The following is a 20,925-nucleotide window of genomic DNA, read 5'->3' as shown; positions in this document are numbered from 1 at the left end:
TGCCGCCTACTTTGTGCATGTAATCTTAACCCACTATCCCTTAGCTTTATGCTCAAATCTTCTTATTTTTGTTTTTTAGCCTATAACAAAAATTGAAAATAAGATGAGACAGAAAATAGTAGCAGGAAACTGGAAAATGAACAAAACTTTAACGGAAGCTCAGTCTTTAACTTCTGAAATTGCCAATATGGTGGAGGATGAAGCTCCCAGCGATGTTAAAGTAGTAATTGCTCCTCCAGCGCCTTTCATATATGCAGTTGAGAATTTAATTCCAGAAATAGGTAAAATAGTGTTGGCAGGTCAAAATTGTCATCAGGAAGATTCAGGTGCTTTTACGGGTGAAGTTTCCGCTCCAATGTTAAAATCTTTAGGTGCTCAATATGTAATTTTGGGTCATAGCGAAAGAAGACAACATTTTTCTGAAACCGATGAAGAATTAGCCAAAAAGACAGATAATGCACTTAAAAATAACTTAAAAGTAATTTTCTGTTGTGGTGAGCCTTTAGATATCAGAGAAGCGGATACCCAAAATGAATATGTTACCAAGCAGTTGACCAATAGCTTATTTCATTTAACGCCTGAGCAATTCAAAAATGTAGTAATTGCTTATGAGCCAATATGGGCAATTGGAACAGGTAAAACGGCTAGTTCTCAACAAGCGCAGGATATGCACAAAACCATTCGTGATCATATTGCTTCAAAATTTGGACAAGATGCTGCAAATGAAACTTCCATTTTATATGGAGGAAGCTGCAAGCCAGATAATGCTAAAGAGCTTTTTTCTCAACCGGATGTTGATGGTGGGTTAATTGGAGGAGCTTCCCTGAAATCACGTGATTTTACTGATATTATTAAATCATTTTAGATAAAGCCTAAAAAGAACGCTATGTTTTGTGTCTTCAGAAAACGTTTAAACACCTGTGAAAACAAAGGCTTTGGCGGGGATTTCTTACAGCTTAAATAGAAATAAATTTAAATAATGAGCTACATTTCTTTAGAAGTAAATTGTCAGGAAGATTTCATTGAAATATTCATGGCAGAGTTGGCAGAAATTGGCTTTTCCACTTTTCAGGAAAAGGAAGAGGGAAGCGGTCTTTTTGCCTATTCAGAAGAAAATCAAAATATAGAAGCTTCTCAAATTGAGGGGCTTTTTCAACAATATGAAAGTTTAACTTCTGTAACTTATGAGCTGGGAACAGTAGAGAAGGAAAACTGGAATTCCGACTGGGAAAAAAATTATCAGCCCATAGAAGTGGAGGATAAAATCTTGGTGCGTGCTGATTTTCATTCCTCTAATCCTCAATTTCCTATTGAAATAGTAGTGACCCCCAAAATGTCTTTTGGGACCGGGCATCATGAAACTACCTTTCAAATGCTCAATTTGATGCATGATATGGATTTAAAGGGTAAGCTGGTATTAGATGCAGGTTGCGGAACTGGGATTTTGGCTATTTTAGCATCAATTAAAGGAGCTAAAGAAGTAGATGCTTACGATATAGATGATTGGGCTGTTGAGAATACCAATGAAAATTTTTCATTAAATTCGATAGAAAATTCGAACTATAAAATTTGGAAAGGAGAAGTTAATAGTGTTCCACATAAAGCGGTTTACGATTTGATTTTAGCCAACATCAATAAAAATATTTTATTGGCAGATATTCAACATTTACAAAAACACATCAAAAAAGACGGATTTTTGATGTTGAGTGGGTTTTATGAAGATGATATTCAAGATATTTTAAATGAATGCGATAAATTTTCGTTAAAACTTGTTAATCAATCAGTAAGGAACCAATGGTCAGCACTTTTGCTTAAAAATAATAAATGAGATTTATTTCCATCACCATATTAACCTTTTTATATTCCTTTTGGGTTTTTTCCCAGGATGATGCTGCTTCAAAAGAAAATGTTGAGCTTGATTTTTTAAAGACGGTTCAGATGGATTTGGCTCAGTTAAATTCTGAAAAGGCAGAAGGTGTATCCTTATTTTTTCAAAACCATTGGAATCAAGATAATTTATTCACTCAGCAGAATAAAGTGCTCATAGAAGAGATTTATACTCAAATGACAGCTGAAAATCTATCCATAAGGGATTTTAGATTACCTTTTATTAGTACCTTATCTGGCGCAGCCTCGAATTTAGAGGATCCTGCAAAAGCAATTAATTCTTTTTTAGAAATTAGTAAAAGAGCCTATGATGAATTTGATGATAATCAATTTAAATCCCTTTTAAGCACAACGGAACAAATATTAGAAAAGAAAGCACTTTTTTATAGTCGCTATTATCAAGTCCTATTTTCTAAGGGTAGTGTAAGTTTTGAATGGTCCTCTGAACCCGAAGTAATAGTAGATACTGAGCCTGAACCAAAGCAAGAGGAAACGGACGCGGAGTGGGGCTCGGAATCCGATGATGCCTGGGGCAGTAATACGGAAGATGATGGATGGGGGGATGATTCCTGGGATACTGAAGATAGTTGGAGCACCGAAGAAACAACAGAAGAAGAAAACACTAATAATCAGAATAATTCAACTGTAGATTTATCTGTTTTTAGCGAACCTATGCCTGTTTTAAATGGTCCGATTGTGAAACTGAAAAACATAAATCTAAAGTTTTTTAATTCATCGGATTCTGTGAAAATAAATGATGTCAATGGAAGTCTAGAATTGATTGGGAACACCTTTGTAGCGGAAAGGGGAATTTTAACATGGGAACATTTAGGCAAAGATTCAAAAGAGTTGTTTGCTGAATTATCAGAATTTACTTTTGAGGTAAATAAAAAAGAGTTCTCTGCTGAACAGGTTAATCTAAATTATCCTAAAATTATTAATCAGCCAGTCAAAGGATTTATTGATTTTAAGATTGAAAACAATGAAAAAGATAATGCTAAATTCCCTTTCTTTCAATCATATAAATCCGGCTATGACCTGAATTTTGTTGATGTTGATGGCCTATATCTGAAAGGTGGTATTACGCTAAGTGGACTTACCCTAAGCACATCTGCAATGGATAAAAGTATAAGTAGTCTTGAATTACAAGGAAAAGCCGTTAAAAAATTCAGGGCAGAATCTAGAGGATTCATCTATAAAGATAGTGTTTTTACATCTGAGAGAAGTGGCGTATCAATATACCAAAGAAAAGATTCAATTTATCATCCAGGCTTAAGCATGAACTATAAAGTAAATGAAAACACTTTAATCCTGCTTAAGAATAAAGGAGATTTTAAAAACACACCTTTCTACGCTAGTTATTTCAATATGGATTTTTCTGCTGATAAACTTAGTTGGGATATGGATTCTTCTGTGGTGGAGATTTCAATTTTGATAGCAGGAAATCGCGTGCCTGCACTTTTTGAATCAGCCGAATATTTTAACGAATATAGATATAATAGTCTTTCAGGCTTATATAAATTCCATTCTTTACAGGTGGTGGTGAATTATAGTCGAAACGAAAATACCAAAACTTTTTATACGAATGAATTAGCAGAGAAAACTGGAATTGAAGAGGGGAAACTAAGGTCAGGGATGAAGCTACTCATGCAGAATGGATTCATTAAATATGATGTCGTCAGTGGAAGAATTATTATGCTGAATAAAGCTTTCCATTATGTTGATTCCAGATGGGGTAAAAAAGATTACGATAATGTTCAAATTTCGTCAGTTTCGTCTGGTAAACCCAATGGGAAGTTAAACCTTGATAAGGGGACCTTAGATATTTTAGGGGTAGAGGAATTTATAATTAACGATAAGCTTGGTATAAGTGTAGAGCCTGATAGCGGTAGAGTAGTATTAAGGAAAAATAGAGATGTCCAGTTTGATGGTACAGTTTACGCAGGTAATTATCAATATATAGGGGAAGATTTTAAAATGGACTATGATAGTTTCCTGATTTCTATGCCAAAGATTGATAATATTAAATTTAACTTGGTCACTAGCACCAACAATAAACAATCTAATAAGGAACAAATTCAAAATCAACTAGTTGAAACAGCTGGTGTACTCTATATTAACGAACCCAATAATAAATCTGCACAGAAAGAATTTCCTAAATATCCAATATTTAATGCCACAAAAGGTGCTACCGTTTATTTCTTAGGAGAAGAAATATTAAACGGGGTCTATGACCAAAGCCTTTATTTCATAATTCCACCATTTGAAATCGATTCTGTAAGTAGTACTGATCCAAATTCTATTGCTTTTGATGGTATTTTTCATTCTGGAGATATTTTCCCTGAGTTTGACGAAAAATTAAGGGTGATGCCCGATAAATCTTTAGGTTTTAACCACCCTTTACCTGATGAGGGGATTGATTTACTTAATGGAGAAGCACAATTTTTTGGAAACATTAGATTAGATAATCAGGGTTTGAGAGGAGGTGATAAAATTGAATATCTAAGTTCAACCATAAGGTCTGAAAATTTCACTTTCTTTAAAGATTCCATAACAGCTATAGGTACCTATGCTACTATCGAACCGGGAGACTGGGAAGGGGTTTCTTTCCCACAATTGGAGATTTCTAATTTTGATATGCGTTGGCTTACCTCAAAGGATAGTTTATACATGACTAACCGATCAGATCCATTCAAAATGTATAATGAAACAGCTTCATTGGAAGGCAAAACCATCATTTCAAAAAGAGGACTTTTTGGGTTAGGTGAGATGGTAACAAGAGGTTCTAAAACATCATCTAAAGAGTTTGGTTTCGAAGAGCAGGGTTTTTCTGCAAGACATGCAGAATTCAGAATCGAATCGACAGATACTATTCCTGCTTTATCTGCCAATGACGTAAGACTAGATTTTGATTTTCAAGCAAATACAGCCACTGTAAATCCTGAAATTGAAGGTGATGCAGCTTTGGATTTCCCTTATGCAAGTTATAAAACTTCTATACCCTCTGCTTTATGGAGATTGGATGAAAAAGTTGTAGAAATGACTAAGCCGACTAACATTAATATCAATAATTCGTATTTTTATTCTACCAATCCAGATCAAGATTCATTAGTATTTAATGCTACCAAGGCAATATATGATATTGAAAGCCAGGCTCTGAATGTATCGGGAATTCCTTTTATTACAGTAGCGGATGCACAAATAACGCCTAGTGGTGGTCAAGTGATAATTGGTGAGAATGGTAAAATTAATAAACTTTATAATGCAACGCTCAAATTAGACACACTAACAGGTTATCATAACTTGTATGATGCTGAAATCGATATCATTTCTAGAAATAAATTCGTTGGAAGTGCTACTTATAGATATGTTAATTCTATTGGGGATACTTTTTCAATAAAAATGGGTGAATTTAGTCTAGAACCGAATAAGAATACTGATAAAAATAACAGAAAACTGAGGACTGTATCTTCTGGAAGTGTCGATAAAGAAGATAGAATGATGATAAGTCCAGGTATGTATTATAAAGGTGATGTCACCATGTATGCAGACAAACCTGCTTTACAACTTCAAGGATACATTCAGCCTGATTTAAGAGATATTCCCAATTATGATACCTGGATAGCCTATACTACTGATGGAAATAATAAGGAAGTTGTAATTGATTTTGATAATAGTACCACGGAAATGGGCGAGCCGCTTCAAGCTGGCATTCATATTGATAATTCAAGCAATCAGTTATATGCTACTTTCATGAATGAAAAAAGAGACTATACTGATGCCGACTTCTTCAAGCCTAGCGGTTTACTTACATACAATGCTTCGAAGAATCAATTTATAATAGAAGATAAATTAAGGAAAACGGGGACTTCATTTGCAGGAAAATATTTTGCTTACAATGAAAAGGATCAAAAACTAGAATTTGAAGGGCCATTTCAATTTATGCAAAGCCGTAGTGAAGCAAATTTTAAATCGGCTGGCTCTGGATCGGGGGATTTGTTAAGTCAAGAGTTTATTTTCAATTTAATGATGACCATTGAATTTGATTTACCAAATGGTTTCACACCGATAATTGGTAATGATATGATTGAGGTGGTACAACGTCTTGGTCTGCCCGAATCTACTAAAGATTTAGAACGATTATTGCCTAAATTAGCTGAAATAGCAGGAAATACTGCAGCAAAACGCTACGAGGAATATATTTTTAATGAATATATCCCGTTAAATTCACTTTCCTCTGATTTAACAAAAATCCTCGTTTTGAATAATGTCGATATGAAGTGGTCTGATGAGGAACAAGCTTGGTACAGCATCGGTAAAATTGGATTATCTAATACAGGAGCTCAGGATATTAATGCAAATGTTGATGGCTTCATGGAAATTCAAAAAAAGGAAATGGGCTCTGCAATGAGGTTATTTCTTCAGGTATCGCCTTCATGTTGGTACTTTTTTCATTATGAAGAAGACAGGTTGATTTTCTTCTCCTCAAACAAAGAAGCTAACGAAATAATAAATAAAAAATCCAAAGCTGAAAAAGCTAAATTTGGCGATTTTGTATTTCTGACTGGAGATAAATTAGAAGTCATTACTTTTATCGAAGATTACCGTAAAAGATATTTTGATATAGATGCACCTTACTACCTAGAAATGGCAAACGAGGCAAGCGCAGCAGCTAGCCCGGTTAATACACCTATTCCAACTCAAGACACTCCGCCAGCGGATGATGATGACGATGGGTTTTAAATTATATTAAATTTTATAAAGATTAATAGATGATAACTAAAGAAGAAACAGGGAAATATCTACAAGAAAACAAGCAAAGGTTTTTGGATGAACTTTTTGATTTACTTAGAATTCCTAGCGTTAGTGCGGATCCTAAATTTAAAGGAGATGTAAAGAAAGCAGCAGAATTCATGAAAGCTAAGTTTGAAGAGGCGGGTGCTGATAATGTAGAAGTGTGTGAAACAGCAGGACATCCAATTGTTTATGCTGATAAAATTATTGATCCTGAATTACCTACAGTGTTGGTTTATGGTCATTATGATGTACAACCAGCTGATCCATATGAATTGTGGGATTCAGAACCTTTTAATCCTGTAATTAAAGATGGGAAAATAGTAGCAAGAGGTTCTGCAGATGATAAAGGCCAGGTGTATATACATGTGAAAGCCTTTGAAATGATGATGAAAAATGGAGGTGTGCCTTGTAATGTGAAATTCATGATAGAAGGTGAAGAAGAAGTGGGGTCAGAAAATTTAGAAATCTTTATAGCGGAGAATAAAGAGAAGCTAAAGTCTGATGTTATTGTAATCTCTGATACTTCTATGATTGCAAATGAGCATCCTTCTATGGCAGTAAGTTTGAAGGGTATAAGTTATCTGGAAATTGAGGTTACAGGTCCAAATAGAGATTTGCACTCTGGAGTTTATGGAGGAGCTGTAGCCAATCCAATAAATGTATTATGCCGCATGATTACATCGCTTCAAGATGAGAATAGGAAAGTTACGGTTCCGGGCTTTTATGACCAGGTGCTGGAACTTACGCAAGCAGAGCGAGATGAAATGAATAAGGCTCCTTTTAATTTAGAAAATTATAAAAAGGATTTAGCTATAGAGGATGTGGAAGGTGAAGCTTCTTACAATACTCTTGAGAGAATGGGTATTCGTCCTACTTTAGATGTAAATGGTATTTGGGGAGGTTATATAGGTGAAGGAGCTAAAACTGTTTTACCTTCTAAGGCTAGTGCTAAAATATCAATGCGTTTAGTACCGAACCAAAATCATCGTGAAATCACTAAACTATTTCAAAATCATCTGGAAAGTATAGCTCCTAAGAGTGTGAAGGTGAAAGTAAAACCGCATCATGGTGGAATGCCTTATGTTACTCCAACTGATACTGATTCATATAAAGCGGCAGAAAAGGCGTTCGAAAAGGTGTGGGGTAAAAAGCCTATCCCTACCAGAGAAGGAGGAAGTATTCCAATTGTGTCTTTATTTAAAGATATATTAGGCCTTGACAGTATTTTAATGGGCTTTGGGTTGAATTCGGATGCTATACATTCCCCTAATGAAAGCTTTGGAGTTGAGAATTACCTAAAAGGAATTGAAACGGTAGCTTTATTTCACCAGTATTTTGCAGAGTTAGGGAAAAAGTAATTGAATTTAAGTATTTGTTAAAGCCTGTTTTTCAATTTGAAAACAGGCTTTTTTTATTTTATCACTATAGAAGTAATACCAAGTGTTTCTAAAATCATCCAGGCTACAAAAAGCCCATATAAGATTAGTAGGACGATTCCTTCCCATTTGACAAGGGCTAAGTTAGTTCTTAAGAATATAAACATTATTATAGTTATAATACCTAAGAATAGCATTAAAGGTGCGGCAACTGTAAAATTAACCACTGCCGAACCGGCAATTAAAACACCCACAGGTACGGCCACCAATAAATCGAAAATATTGCTACCTATAACATTTCCCAGACTTATAGAGCCCTTAAATTTTCTTGCAATTTTAACACTCACCACTGCGTCAGGGATGCTAGTGGCTCCTGCTACAATAGTAATACCCCATATAAAATCAGGAGTATTAAAAAACTCCCCTAAGAATATTGCTCCACTTACCAAGCCTTCTACACTGGCAACAATCAACACAAGGCTTATGATAAGCTTTATCCAATCTTTTCTTATGTTTACGCTTTTCTTGTCTACACCTAAGACAGCTCTTTTCCCATGGTCTCTTCTGTAATCACGAGTTTCCATGCCTTGAATGAATAGATAAAGACCATAAAAAGCAATTGGAATAAAAGCAATCCATCTCGTCATGGTGCCTTCCATATTTTCCGGAGTAACTACTATTGGATAGTATATATAGGCAAGAGCAAAAGAAATAAATAATATAAAAATTGAAATGATATAGTATTGAGTGTCTTTATAGATTAAGCTTAAATCTGCAGGCATTCTCTTAACTAGAACAGCAGAAATTCCAGGAATTACTAATATGTTAAAGATGGCAGATCCTACAATAGCAGATACACCTAAATCAAATTTCCCATGAAGTAAAGTGGATAATATGGTGGCGGCTAATTCTGGAAAACTAGATCCAACTGCTGTAATTATTGTACCTTGAATAAGAGGTGGAAGATGATAAAAATCTGAAAGTTTCTCCGAAGACTCTTCTAGAAGGCTTCCTCCTTTCCAAACCGCCCAAGTAGAAATTAAAATTATTCCAATATATAATAAAAGTTCTCCCATATTTCAAATCAAATATGTATAAAATCAAATTCTAAAACAACAGCAGCTTGAAAATTTACCGAAAAAATATGTTTCAACATGGATTAATATTTGGCTTTGCTATTTTAAAGATTTTGATCTGCCAATTTTATATCTTTCTTTATATATAGAATTTTACTTTTTTGATGATATTCAAAATTCTTAACAAGAATTTTACTTTCATATTTATTGAATATCTCTAAAAAATCTAATATAATTTCTGGTTGATGTTTTTGTATATCATCATATAAAGCAATTAATTGCTCTTTTTCGCTCATTTCGTTTAAAACGACTTCACTAAGTAATGGATGATAAAAACGTGTTCCTATTTTCCCAGCAGTTTGATACATATCAGTATGCCCCCCTAATATCATTACAGATTTACCCTCAATTTTTTCTTCATAGATAGATTTCTTGCTAATTAGTTCATTAAAATTTCCAAAATGATGAACATAATTATTTTGATAATATATGGAATAAGTAATAGTGAGAATTAGTATGCTAAACACAAGAGTAAATATTTCTGCTCTTACTTTCTTTTTAAACTGAAAGATTAAATGAATAATGAAAAAGGCAAAAGAGGGGATAAAGACTATTAATTCGAATGGTGCTTGAAGTTCAGAAATCCACCAACTTCCAACCGCTGCTAGAAACATGATGAACATGACTTGTTGAACTCTTAATTGGTAGTTAGTAAAACGTGTAGCGCTAAAAGTTTTATAGAGTGCAATCACAAATATTATAGTTGGAAAAATTGCTATGATAAGGATGGATTTTAAATCAATTATAGGGGCAACAGAATCAAGGAAATTAAATTCTATCCATTGAGTATATACTGCCTCTATTCCTTCTTGCCAATAAAAATAAATTAGAACTACAGCGATAGGAAAGATAAACCCATATAGAAATAACAGATATCTACGAACTACTAAGCTGGTAAGCAATGCAAAAGAAAGCAAGGTTGCCAGTAAAAAAAATATAGAGGGCAGGTAAAATAGGACTGCTAAACCCATGAAAATTCCGGTCTTTAGAATAGTAGCATCTTGCAATTTATTTTCTATTCGCAAGTAAATATTATCCAAAACCAAAAGAATAAAAGTCAGACTGATGAGTGCAGGTGATAAGGTAAAGAAATCATAAAAGCTAAACATCATTAAGGCGTATACCAAAGCCGGGATGTAGGAATTTTCATTATAGGCTTTATTTCTCAACATTATATTGTTGAAAAGTGAAAATTGGTAAGTCACCAGAAGAAGAGATAGAATTTGTAAAGCTAATATTGATTTTCCAAATATGAATTCTACCCCCATGTAAATCCATGCTGATAATGGAGCAATTGGGCTAATTAAGTCTTTATATAAAACTTTTCCTGAATTAAGGGCTTCTCCAATTAGAAGCCAATTAGTTTCATAGACCAAAGGCTCAGACCCAATTAAATAGGGCAAACGCAATAGGAGCAATGCCAAAAAAAGTATCAGTAAGCGATAAGGGTCGTTTATTCGGAAAAAACCTAACAATAGTCTTTGGTTTTGTTTAAAATTCAATTGCTAAATTAGGCGATAAAGCACAAATTGTATAAAATATCGTGCATATTTGTAAAGAAATTATAGAATAATATGGCTGCAGGTTCAAGACAGAAAAAATATTCCAGTTTATTACAAAAAGATTTAAGTGAAATATTCCAAAAGAAAATGGCTAACGCCTTTGGAAAGGCTTTTATCACCATCACAGAAGTGGAGGTTTCTCCTGATTTGAGTTTTGCTAAAATTTATCTCAGCTTGATGCTGTCGGATAACCCAAGCGAAACACTGGAAATGATTCGAGAAAGAAAAAGTGAAATCAGAAAGCATTTAGGTAATAGGATCGGGAAACAAGTTAGGATTGTTCCTGAAATAGCATTTTTTATGGATGACACCTTGGAAAGAGCTAACCGAATTGATGATATTTTGTCGAAACTCGACATCCCGCCTGAAGAGAAGGATGAAGATGATGAAGAAAATAAAGATTAAAAATTCAGCTTTAGAATATTGAAGAACCTATCATTTTTCATAGCAAGGAGATATTTCCTTTCCAAAAAGAAAAAGGGATTTATTAATGTACTGTCCATTATTGCGATGGTTGGTGTCGCAATTGGAACTGCCGCTTTGGTGATAGTACTTTCTGTTTTTAACGGATTGGAAGAGTTAATTCGTTCGTTATACAGTTCTTTTGATGCAGATATAAAAATAAGCTTGAAGGAGGGGAAGTTCTTTGAGTATGATGAGGAACTCAAAAATAAAATTGAAAAAAGGGAAGGATTAGCCACCATAGTTCAGGTAGTGGAGGATAATGTTCTGGTGCGTTACAATGACGGTGAATCAGTAGTGCGCATGAAAGGTGTAAGTCCTGATTTTGTTCAAAACAACCGATTAAAAAATCACATTACGGAAGGTCAATTAAAGTTGACCGAAAAAGAGCAGAATTTTGCTGTGGTAGGTCAAGGTATTCGATATGACCTGTCAATCAATTCCCGAAACGATTTTTTGGCTTTACAATTTTATTATCCGAAAAATATCAGTCCGGGCAGGACGAATCCATCTAGTATGTACAACTCGGGTATATTAATGCCTGCAGGAGTTTTTGCTATTGAAAAACAGTATGATGAGAAGTATATTTTTGTCCCCCTTCGATTTGCTCGACAATTGATTGGTAAGAATAATCAATGTACATCTATTGAGATTAATTTGGAAGAAGGTGTGGCAGTAAGTAAAATACAGCAATCACTTCAAGCGTCTATAGGAGATAAATTTGAAATTTTAAACTCTGACGAACAACATGCTTCATTACTTAAAGCTATCAAAATTGAAAAATTATTTATCTATATTACTTTTAGTTTTATTTTAGCAGTCGCTTCGTTCAATATCTTTTTTGCGCTTACCATGTTAGCGCTCGATAAAAAAAGGGATATTAGTATTTTATATGCGATGGGAACTCCAGTCAAAACTATTCGTAATATCTTCTTAAAGGAAGGAGTAATTATTTCTTTATCGGGAGCCCTGACTGGTGGACTATTTGGTTTTATTATTTGCTATTTACAGCAAGAATACGGTTTGATTTCTATGAACATGGCTTCTGCCGTGCAAGAGGCGTACCCAGTTAAAATGATAGCTTCCGATTTTATTTTCACTATGCTAAGCATAGCCATAATCACCATTTTAGCTTCCTTTAAGCCTGCTCAAGTTGCAGCGAAATCAGTAGAAATTAAACGATTGTAGCAAATTATTCAGAAAAATAATACGAGTTCCATCCTAATTTATTAAATTTCAATTCTGATTTTTTCAAAAAACGAACAAAAACTGTTTGATTGATAACTTTTATTCATGAAGGTATACACCACTCAACCATTTCAACTAATATATTCATTGTTCGAGCATGAATATTTGGGCTACACTTTCGAATCCTTCGTAGTGCAGATAAATAGTAGAGGTGAATTGACTTTTTCTCATCAAAATATTTCTTCCAAAAATGCAAAGGAATTTGAAAAAGGGCTTGATGATGTGGACTATGAACTCATTGAGTTAATGGATGAAATGCAGCAGGATGTTGTGGTAAGAAAGTTTGCCAAAAAGAAAATGAAGCCTACTGAATTCTTTGATAAATATTATAATCTGGAGGGTGGAAATGATTTGGTGAAAGGTGAAATAGAGCGCTATATGGAAAAAAGGCGTTCTGAAATACTTAGCCTAATAAAAGGTAAGAAGCTTTTTGAAATGGGAAATGATGGTGAACCTGCATGGCGAAAGATTGAAGTGATGGAGGAAAAAGCCACAATTCTATTTCATTTCGTTAAGAATGAAGATAATACACACTACTTTCCTACTATCAAGCATAATGGAGAGAAATTAGAATTTCAATATAAAGGAGCTTATCTTATTTGTAATGAACCTGCATGGCTTGTGGTCAACCAAAAACTATATTCTTTTGAAAAAGACCCTGAAGGGAAAAAATTAAAGCCTTTCCTTAATAAAAAATTCATTGCGATTCCTCAAAAAGTGGAAGAGCAGTATTTTAAAAAGTTTGTAGCCCCATTAGTGGCCTCTTTTGATGTTTTTGCAAGAGGATTTAAAATAAAAACCTATAGAGAAGAATCTTTCCCAAAATTGAAAATCTCAGAATTGGCTGTTGCTAAGGGACAAAAAATGGGACTTTTTGATGAGGAAGAAACGCAACCAGAGTCTGATGGTAATTTACTTTTAGAATTAAAATTCCAATACGGGGAACATACTTTCCCGCTTGGTAAGGGAGAAGGGGTCTCAGTTAAAGTAGAAAAAGAAGATGGGCAGTTCGTTTTTAAACGTTTGGTCAGAAATATCTTAAAAGAAAAAAGCCTTAGAGATGCAATGGTCGATAGAGGCTTAAATATAATGAAAGGTAAAGCCACCCTTCCAAAGGCTATTGCTTTTAGCTGGATCACGAAAAATGTGGAGTGGTTGTCTGAAAATGGTATAGAAATAGAGCAAGGTAGATTATATGAGAATAAGGAATATTTCGTAGGAAAATCCACCATTGAAATCGATATATCAGAGGGAATTGATTGGTTTGATATCAATGCGGTTGTCATGTTTGGCGATTATGAAATCCCATTTAAAGAGCTAAGAAAGCATATCCTTAATAATCAAACAGAATTTCAACTGCCCAATAACCAAACTGCGGTGATTCCATCTCATTGGTTTGAGGATTATTCTGAGTTGTTTAGCTTTATGGAAAATGGCGATGAAGACGCTATGAAAATGCGAAAGCATCATTTGTCGCTGGTCAGTGATATGGAGAAAAGTAACCTGGCTAAGGTGCAAATGGACAGGAAGTTGGCAAAGTTGAAAGACTTTACGCAAATAGATGACCATCCAATGCCTGAGGATTTCTCGGGTGAATTACGTCCATATCAGAAAGAAGGCTTTAATTGGTTGCAGTTTTTGAATCAATATAATTTTGGAGGATGTTTGGCAGATGACATGGGCTTAGGGAAAACAGTCCAGACTTTAGCCATGTTGCAATCTGAGAAAGAAAGTGGTAGAACTACAGCAAGCCTTTTAATTATGCCTACTTCCCTGGTCTATAACTGGCAATCGGAAGCAGAAAAATTCACTCCTGAATTAAATATATTTGTTTATACTGGAACTAATCGAATTAAAGATATCAAACAGTTTGAAGATTATGATTTGATTTTGACATCCTACGGCATCACGCGTTTGGATATTGATATCCTGTCAGAATATTTATTCAATTATATTATATTGGATGAATCTCAAGCCATTAAAAACCCTGATTCCCATATTGCCAAAGCAGTAAAAAAATTAAAGTCAAGGAGAAAACTAGTATTGACAGGTACTCCAGTTGAGAATAGTACAATGGATTTATGGTCACAGATGTCATTTGTAAATCCAGGTCTTTTGGGTAATAAAAAATTCTTTAAGGATGAGTTCGTAACTCCTATTGAAAAAAAACGGGATGAACAAAAATCTCAAAAATTAGCTACTCTGATTAAGCCGTTTATTCTAAGGAGGCATAAATCACAAGTAGCAACGGAACTTCCAGAAAAGATTGAAAATGTGCATTATTCTGGCATGACCACCATGCAGGAGGAAAAATATGAGGAAGTAAAAAACTACTTCCGTGATATGATTTTGGATGAAATTGAGAAAAAAGGTATTCGTAGTTCTCAAATGATTTTATTGCAAGGGTTAACTCAATTGCGGCAAATTGCTAATCATCCTAAAATGGTGGATTCTGAATATCAAGGTGATTCAGGGAAGATGGAGGATGTAACACATATGCTAAGTTCTATTATTTCCAAAGGGCATAAAATCTTAGTCTTTAGTCAGTTTGTAAAACATTTAAGCTTGTTTAAAGATTTTATGGAGCGTAGTCATATCAAATATGCTTATTTAGATGGAACCACCAAAGACAGGCAAAAACAAGTGAAATTATTTCAGGAAAACGAAGAGATTCCAGTCTTCCTAATTTCACTAAAAGCAGGTGGTTTAGGTTTAAATCTTACCGCTGCAGATTATGTGTTTTTATTAGATCCTTGGTGGAACCCTGCCATTGAACAACAGGCAGTGGATAGAGCTCATAGGATTGGTCAAAAGCAGCAAGTCTTTACCTATAAATTCATTACCAAAAACACGGTTGAAGAAAAGATATTGGCTCTCCAACAGAGAAAATTAACGTTAGCAAGAGATTTAATCAGTACAGAAGAAAGCTTTATGAAAAGCTTAAGTAAAGAAGATATTCAGGGGATATTGGCTTAAATTAAATTTTTACATTAAACCCTTTGACTCCAAAGCTTTGTTCAATTTTATAAATAAATTGCATCATAAATTATTTTATGGCAAAAGTTAAATCAGCATATTTCTGTCAGGAATGTGGACATGAATCACCAAAATGGGTGGGGAAATGCCCTTCTTGTGGACAATGGAATACCTTCGTAGAAGAAGTTGTTACAAAAGAAAAATCCTCCAGCGGATATCAATCTTCAAATAAAAGAGCTAATAAACCGATTGCAATTCAAGAGGTGGAAAGCACCAATGAAGCTAGAATAAAAGTGGCTGATCGTGAATTAAGCAGAGTTTTAGGTGGAGGAATAGTTCCAGGTTCATTGGTGTTAATTGGGGGAGAACCCGGTATCGGAAAATCTACCTTGATGCTGCAGATTGCACTAGAGCTTTCAAATCTTAAAGTTTTATATGTAAGTGGAGAGGAAAGTGCTCAACAAATTAAAATGAGGGCAGATAGAATGGAATATGATTCCAAAAATTGCTTTATTCTTACAGAAACTCACACAGCAGATATTTTCAGGGAGGTGGAAGCCTTAGGCCCTGATCTATTAGTGATTGATTCCATCCAAACTTTACATTCCCCCAAAATTGAATCAGCTGCAGGAAGTGTTGGTCAAGTAAAAGAATGCACGGCTGAATTAATGCGCTTTGCCAAGGAAAATAAAATCCCAGTATTTTTAATCGGACATATTACAAAAGATGGTGCAATTGCAGGACCTAAAGTCTTGGAGCATATGGTAGATGCAGTACTTCAATTCGAAGGTGATCGCCATTTGACCTATCGTATTTTGCGGACTACCAAAAACAGATTCGGATCTACCAATGAATTGGGTATTTATGAAATGATGCAAAATGGTTTGCGCCAAGTCAGCAACCCATCCGAAATACTAATTTCACAAAAGGACAAAGACAGTAGTGGAACTGCTATTGGTGCCACCTTAGAGGGGAATCGTCCGCTTTTAATTGAAATACAAGCATTGGTTAGCCCGGCTACATACGGTACTCCTCAGCGCTCTGCTACAGGTTATGACAGCAAAAGACTAAATATGTTGCTGGCGGTATTGGAGAAAAGAGGAGGCTTTCGCTTGGGCATTCAGGATGTGTTTTTAAATATCGCTGGGGGTGTTAGAGTGGAAGATCCAGCCATTGATTTGGCCGTTTGTATTGCCATTATTTCTTCATTAGAGGAGATTCCGCTGTCTTCTAAAACATGTGTAGCAGCAGAGGTAGGATTGAGCGGAGAAATAAGAGCCGTAAATAGAGTAGAGAATCGAATTGCAGAAGCAGAGAAATTAGGCTTTACAGAGATATTGGTTTCTAAATTCAGTATGAAAGGAGTAGATACTTCTCGTTACAATATTGAAATCAAAACCTTTAGTCAGCTGGGAGAAGTAGTCAGTTATTTGTTTGGGTAATAATTTAGGTATAAGATCGTAAGATAAAGGATATTAGATTTCTGCTCTTACGTCTGGGGCCACCCTGATACAGTAAAAAAACATCGTAGTAATCTTAGCGATTAGACCGTAGGAACAGTAAAGCCAAAATGCAGAAATACCAGGCATGCGCAAGATATCTATTTAATATAGCTTCAATTCAAAACTATCCATTTTCTCAACTGAATTAATTTTCGGATATTTGATTTTTTCCTCATAATTGATTCTTTATGCAAGAGTTTTTTACAGAATTAGGATTTTCCAATAATATATTTGCCTTTGTAATTCTGCCTTTACTAATTTTTATTGCACGTGTGGCTGATGTTTCCATAGGTACGATGCGTGTGATTTTAGTGATGCAAGGCAAAAAAGGACTTGCTCCACTCCTTGGTTTTTTTGAATCTTTAATTTGGTTGTTGGCTATCGGTCAAATATTTAAGCATATTGATAATCCAGTGAGTTATATTTCTTATGCCACGGGCTATGCTTTTGGAACTTACATAGGCATTATTGTAGAAGAAAAAATGGCCCTTGGAAGAGTCGTTGTAAGGGTGATTACATCATTGCCTGCAAATAATTTAATAGATTATTTAGAGAAGAAAAATCATCGGTATTCTAATATTGATGCTACAGGTAATGATGGGAAAGTGAATATTATTTTTACGGTGGTAAAAAGAAATACCTTAAAGGAATTAATACCTAAAATTAACGAATACAATCCTAAAGCATTTTACACAATTGAAGGCGTGAAAAAAGTAAGTGACGAGGACGCTTCGTATAAAGAAAACAAAGGAATTCTAATCGGAAAAATGCTGGATATTAGAAGTAAATAAAGCCAGTGTAAATATCGTTATTAAAGAAAATTAACGATTGCTTTTTGCATACTCAGTTCCATTATGCTAATTTGGATAAATATTATATCTGATTTTTAAATTTTAAATAGTAAGAATCATTGAAAAATAAAATAAGCATTGTTAAATATATGGCATAATTTTAGCTTATTGAGATATTTAAATTGAATCATAAATCCTAATGAAGGGAATTGCCTTAAATTTTTTCTTTTTAATATTAATATCGAGCTTTAGCTTAAGCATAGCTCACGCGCAGAATGAATCTCTTTTTGCGGATGTTCGCTCTGCTTTAAAGGCGGGAAGCTCAAAAGAGTTGTCGCAACATTTCCATGATAATATTGAACTCAATATTAATGGTGAATCTGGGAATTATAGTAATGTGCATGCTGAAATTTATCTAAAAGAGTTTTTCAAAAAGCACGAACCTATCAGTTTTGAATATGCCCATCAAGGGAGTTCCAATGAAGGTTTGAAATATGCCATTGGAAATTATGTGCATTCCGATGGTACTTATCTTGTCCTTATAAGAGCAAAGAAAATTAACGGCAAAGAAAAGATATATATTATAGACTTCTCCGAAGAGTAAATCTATTTATCTTTTCCAACTCAATTTTTCCTCTGGCATCACGAACCAAAGGATGATATAAACTAATAAACCAGGAAAGGCAGCGCTTAAAATTGAAATTAAAACGTAAAGCAGTCTTACTTTACCAGCATCCCAGCCAAAATATTTAGCTATTCCTCCGCATACTCCTGCGAAAACTCTCTCTCTAGTTCTTTCTAGTCTCTTTTCCATTTTTATATTTTATAATTATTCAATTCAAGATGAATGCCAAACTTAAAAATACGCCCTATTTAACATATTTAGCAATTCTCGCCTTGGAAACTGTTCATTATTGAACATTCTCTTTTACAATATTGAACACTGCTCAAAATCATTATATTTGTGGCTTTAATATTTAAATTGCCTCAATGTACAATATTTTAAAGTCTTTGATATATTCCTTTTTGCGCATATTAATGAATGCGAGTTTATCTTTTAGTTATCGTAATATCATCGTGACAGGGTATAATGAAATTAAATTTCGCAAACCTACTTTATTTTTAAGTAACCATCAAAATACTTTTATGGATGGCCTTGTATTGATTAAAGTAGCTAAAAATATAAGCCCTAATATTTTAGTAAGAGCTGATATATTCAAATCAAAATGGGCGGCTATGGCCCTTGATATTATTAAGTTAATCCCAATTTACAGAAAAAAAGATAATATGGGCAGTGTCGCTCAAAACAATGAGATATTTAAAAAATGTATTGATTTATTTAAGAAGGGAGAGCCATTATTAGTTTTTCCTGAAGGAAATCATGCCATTCGAAGATTTTTGAGACCTATGCAAAAAGGACCTGCAAGAATTGCTTTTCAGGCGGAAGAAGAAAATAATTTTCAATTGGGTTTAAATGTAGCTCCTTTTGGAATTCATTATGAAAATCATCCTAAAAGATGGTACGATCTACATCTCCACTTTGGAGATGCTTTTCAAGTAAAGGATTTCCAAACAGTGTTTGAAGAAAACCCAACAAAAGCTCATAAGCAGTTTACAGATAAAATTAGAACAGATATCTCAGCTGAGATGATAGATATAAAATGGCATTCCGAATATGAATTTATGGAGCAGCTTAGGATATTGATAAAGCCTTATGCCTTAGATTGGGCTGAGAACAAAAAATCTATCGTTCATGCGGAAAATGAGTTGGTAAATAAAATTGCAAAACAACTTCAAGAGAACGAGTCAAAAACTGATTTATTAAAAGATAAGGCTAAAGTTTACTTTGAAGAAGTTAAAGAAAATAAGTTATCAGAGGATTTTATTCCTAAAAAGCCAAATTTTGTTGGATTGCTTTTTAAAGCTATAGGAGTTTTAATAGGTCTTCCATTTTGGCTTATAGCCAAAGTCATCAATTTCATACCAGAATACATAATTGAAAAGAAAGTAATAGCTGGCGTTAAAGACATCACCTGGCATATTTCATTAAGAGCTGGAATTTCCTTGTTCCTTTATCCTTTATATTACTTATTGATATTTATTGTTTTATGTTTTAGCCTTCATTGGACTTTAGCGGGAATTATGGTTTTTGCTTTTCCTTTAATTTCAGTGGTAATGTACGAGACAGAATATCATTTCAGAAAATTGAAGAATGCTTTCATTCTGTTTAGAAAACCTAAAATCTTAATGCAAGAGCGAGAATTGGTTAAGGGATTTAAAGCTTTGATCGTAAAGTAAAACCACTACGACTCGCAAAGCTTGACACTGAGTTACACGAAGAATATTGAATTTTTGTAACCCTTTATGTAATCTCTCTGTGTCCTTCATGAAAATCTTGGTGAAATCTTCGTGGTTAAAATAAAAGCAGCCTTTGGCTGTCAAAGTGTTTCCATTTGATGTTAGGCTCCAACAAAAGGTGCTAGAAAAAATCCAGCGACTACCAGAACAATCACAGCAATTATATTTAATAAAATTCCAGCCCTCACCATTTGCTTTATGCTAATATAACCACTGGAAAAGACAATAGCATTAGGAGGTGTACTGATTGGCATCATAAAAGCACAACTCGTAGCCATGGCAACAGGTATTGCCAATAACAATGGCTCTACATCTAATCCATTTGCGATACTTAAAACCATAGGAATAGCTATTGTAGTGAGTGCTACATTACTCATCACTTCGGTTAAGAATAGTGCTAATGCAGTTAAAATCAATAGTAATAACCATAATGGAATATTCTGATATTGGCTTATGGCCTCGCCAATCATATCTACAAATCCAGCCGTCTCCATGGCTTTAGCCAATGCCATCCCTCCACCAAATAAAATTAAAATACCCCAAGGAAGATTTTTCATATCCTCCCAGTTCATCAGCATTTTACCTGATTTATTAAGTGGGATTAAAAAAGTAGCCAATCCACCAGACATGGCCGTGATCGTATCATTTAATAGCTCTATTCCTAAAACTAAATTAATTTGAGATTTGAATATCCAACAAAGAGCAGTAAGTCCAAAAATTACAGCTACCCATTTTTCTTCTTTACTCCATGTGCCAAGTTGCTTTAACTCTTGACCTATAAACAATTCTGCTTTTTCAATTTTAGAAATGCCATGTCTGAATAATACTTT

General features: G+C 34.3%; 15 protein-coding genes. 11 read left to right on the top strand and 4 right to left on the bottom strand.

Annotated elements, in window-relative coordinates:
• Positions 1-103 precede the first annotated feature (103 nt).
• The 4 genes from tpiA to Q0L29_RS12360 all read left to right on the top strand — a co-directional run bounded on the left by tpiA (position 104) and on the right by Q0L29_RS12360 (position 8,042).
• Complete coding sequence (tpiA, locus tag Q0L29_RS12375) at positions 104-865, top strand: triose-phosphate isomerase (RefSeq protein ID WP_296622087.1); 762 nt, start codon at positions 104-106, stop codon at positions 863-865.
• A 114-nt stretch (positions 866-979) separates the two neighbouring features.
• Positions 980-1,828, top strand: coding sequence for a 50S ribosomal protein L11 methyltransferase (gene prmA, locus Q0L29_RS12370; protein ID WP_296622085.1), 849 nt, complete (start codon positions 980-982; stop codon positions 1,826-1,828).
• Complete coding sequence (locus Q0L29_RS12365; protein WP_296622083.1) at positions 1,825-6,630, top strand: hypothetical protein; 4,806 nt, start codon at positions 1,825-1,827, stop codon at positions 6,628-6,630. Before prmA ends, Q0L29_RS12365 begins: the two co-directional genes overlap by 4 nt.
• 29 nt (positions 6,631-6,659) lie before the next feature.
• The gene (locus Q0L29_RS12360) at positions 6,660-8,042 is read left to right on the top strand and encodes a dipeptidase (protein ID WP_296622081.1); all 1,383 of its coding nucleotides are present in this window, start codon (positions 6,660-6,662) and stop codon (positions 8,040-8,042) included.
• Between the two features lie 53 nt (positions 8,043-8,095).
• Here Q0L29_RS12360 and Q0L29_RS12355 read toward each other — a convergent pair whose 3' ends face one another.
• Together Q0L29_RS12355 and Q0L29_RS12350 are read right to left on the bottom strand one after the other, a co-directional pair.
• The gene (locus Q0L29_RS12355; RefSeq protein WP_296622079.1) at positions 8,096-9,136 is read right to left on the bottom strand and encodes a sodium:calcium antiporter; all 1,041 of its coding nucleotides are present in this window, start codon (positions 9,134-9,136) and stop codon (positions 8,096-8,098) included.
• A 104-nt stretch (positions 9,137-9,240) separates the two neighbouring features.
• Entirely contained in the window at positions 9,241-10,620 is a 1,380-nt protein-coding gene (locus Q0L29_RS12350) for a DUF6427 family protein (RefSeq protein WP_296622077.1), read from the bottom strand.
• A 150-nt stretch (positions 10,621-10,770) separates the two neighbouring features.
• Here Q0L29_RS12350 and rbfA point away from each other — a divergent pair, with 150 nt between their 5' ends.
• The 6 genes from rbfA to Q0L29_RS12320 all read left to right on the top strand — a co-directional run bounded on the left by rbfA (position 10,771) and on the right by Q0L29_RS12320 (position 18,341).
• Complete coding sequence (gene rbfA, locus Q0L29_RS12345; RefSeq protein ID WP_296622076.1) at positions 10,771-11,163, top strand: 30S ribosome-binding factor RbfA; 393 nt, start codon at positions 10,771-10,773, stop codon at positions 11,161-11,163.
• An 18-nt stretch (positions 11,164-11,181) separates the two neighbouring features.
• Positions 11,182-12,408, top strand: coding sequence for an ABC transporter permease (locus tag Q0L29_RS12340; RefSeq protein WP_296622074.1), 1,227 nt, complete (start codon positions 11,182-11,184; stop codon positions 12,406-12,408).
• Positions 12,409-12,513: 105 nt separating this feature from the next.
• The gene (locus Q0L29_RS12335; RefSeq protein ID WP_296622072.1) at positions 12,514-15,444 is read left to right on the top strand and encodes a DEAD/DEAH box helicase; all 2,931 of its coding nucleotides are present in this window, start codon (positions 12,514-12,516) and stop codon (positions 15,442-15,444) included.
• Positions 15,445-15,521: 77 nt separating this feature from the next.
• The gene (gene radA, locus Q0L29_RS12330) at positions 15,522-16,886 is read left to right on the top strand and encodes a DNA repair protein RadA (protein WP_296622071.1); all 1,365 of its coding nucleotides are present in this window, start codon (positions 15,522-15,524) and stop codon (positions 16,884-16,886) included.
• A 248-nt stretch (positions 16,887-17,134) separates the two neighbouring features.
• The gene (locus Q0L29_RS12325) at positions 17,135-17,737 is read left to right on the top strand and encodes a DUF2179 domain-containing protein (RefSeq protein WP_296622069.1); all 603 of its coding nucleotides are present in this window, start codon (positions 17,135-17,137) and stop codon (positions 17,735-17,737) included.
• 199 nt (positions 17,738-17,936) lie between these two features.
• A complete protein-coding gene (locus tag Q0L29_RS12320; RefSeq protein WP_296622068.1) occupies positions 17,937-18,341 on the top strand; it encodes a DUF4783 domain-containing protein in 405 nt (134 codons plus the stop codon).
• A gap of 6 nt (positions 18,342-18,347) precedes the next feature.
• Here the strand turns inward: Q0L29_RS12320 and Q0L29_RS12315 are convergent, their stop codons facing one another.
• Positions 18,348-18,551: a PspC domain-containing protein gene (locus Q0L29_RS12315; protein WP_296622066.1), complete on the bottom strand. Its 204-nt coding sequence runs from the start codon at positions 18,549-18,551 to the stop codon at positions 18,348-18,350.
• A gap of 176 nt (positions 18,552-18,727) precedes the next feature.
• Between Q0L29_RS12315 and Q0L29_RS12310 the strand changes: the two genes are divergently transcribed.
• A complete protein-coding gene (locus Q0L29_RS12310; protein WP_296622064.1) occupies positions 18,728-20,035 on the top strand; it encodes a 1-acyl-sn-glycerol-3-phosphate acyltransferase in 1,308 nt (435 codons plus the stop codon).
• Between the two features lie 161 nt (positions 20,036-20,196).
• On the opposite strand, the gene Q0L29_RS12305 is transcribed toward Q0L29_RS12310, so the two are convergent.
• Positions 20,197-20,925 (bottom strand): SLC13 family permease (locus tag Q0L29_RS12305; protein ID WP_296622062.1); only part of this gene is annotated, 729 nt, incomplete at its 5' end.

The sequence above is a fragment of the Marivirga sp. genome (assembly GCF_024636815.1).
GTDB lineage: Bacteria > Bacteroidota > Bacteroidia > Cytophagales > Cyclobacteriaceae > Marivirga.
The sequence above is the reverse complement of the archived record's forward strand: the minus strand, read 5'-3'. Positions and strand labels throughout refer to the sequence as shown.

Excerpts from the sequence above, each read along its gene's own strand:
- prmA (WP_296622085.1), top strand. The coding sequence starts at position 980 with ATGAGCTACATTTCTTTAGAAGTAAATTGTCAGGAAGATTTCATTGAA.
- Q0L29_RS12315 (WP_296622066.1), bottom strand. The coding sequence starts at position 18,551 with ATGGAAAAGAGACTAGAAAGAACTAGAGAGAGAGTTTTCGCAGGAGTA.
- Q0L29_RS12325 (WP_296622069.1), top strand. The coding sequence starts at position 17,135 with ATGCAAGAGTTTTTTACAGAATTAGGATTTTCCAATAATATATTTGCC.
- tpiA (WP_296622087.1), top strand. The coding sequence starts at position 104 with ATGAGACAGAAAATAGTAGCAGGAAACTGGAAAATGAACAAAACTTTA.
- Q0L29_RS12320 (WP_296622068.1), top strand. The coding sequence starts at position 17,937 with ATGAAGGGAATTGCCTTAAATTTTTTCTTTTTAATATTAATATCGAGC.
- rbfA (WP_296622076.1), top strand. The coding sequence starts at position 10,771 with ATGGCTGCAGGTTCAAGACAGAAAAAATATTCCAGTTTATTACAAAAA.
- Q0L29_RS12335 (WP_296622072.1), top strand. The coding sequence starts at position 12,514 with ATGAAGGTATACACCACTCAACCATTTCAACTAATATATTCATTGTTC.
- Q0L29_RS12360 (WP_296622081.1), top strand. The coding sequence starts at position 6,660 with ATGATAACTAAAGAAGAAACAGGGAAATATCTACAAGAAAACAAGCAA.
- radA (WP_296622071.1), top strand. The coding sequence starts at position 15,522 with ATGGCAAAAGTTAAATCAGCATATTTCTGTCAGGAATGTGGACATGAA.
- Q0L29_RS12310 (WP_296622064.1), top strand. The coding sequence starts at position 18,728 with ATGTACAATATTTTAAAGTCTTTGATATATTCCTTTTTGCGCATATTA.
- Q0L29_RS12355 (WP_296622079.1), bottom strand. The coding sequence starts at position 9,136 with ATGGGAGAACTTTTATTATATATTGGAATAATTTTAATTTCTACTTGG.
- Q0L29_RS12365 (WP_296622083.1), top strand. The coding sequence starts at position 1,825 with ATGAGATTTATTTCCATCACCATATTAACCTTTTTATATTCCTTTTGG.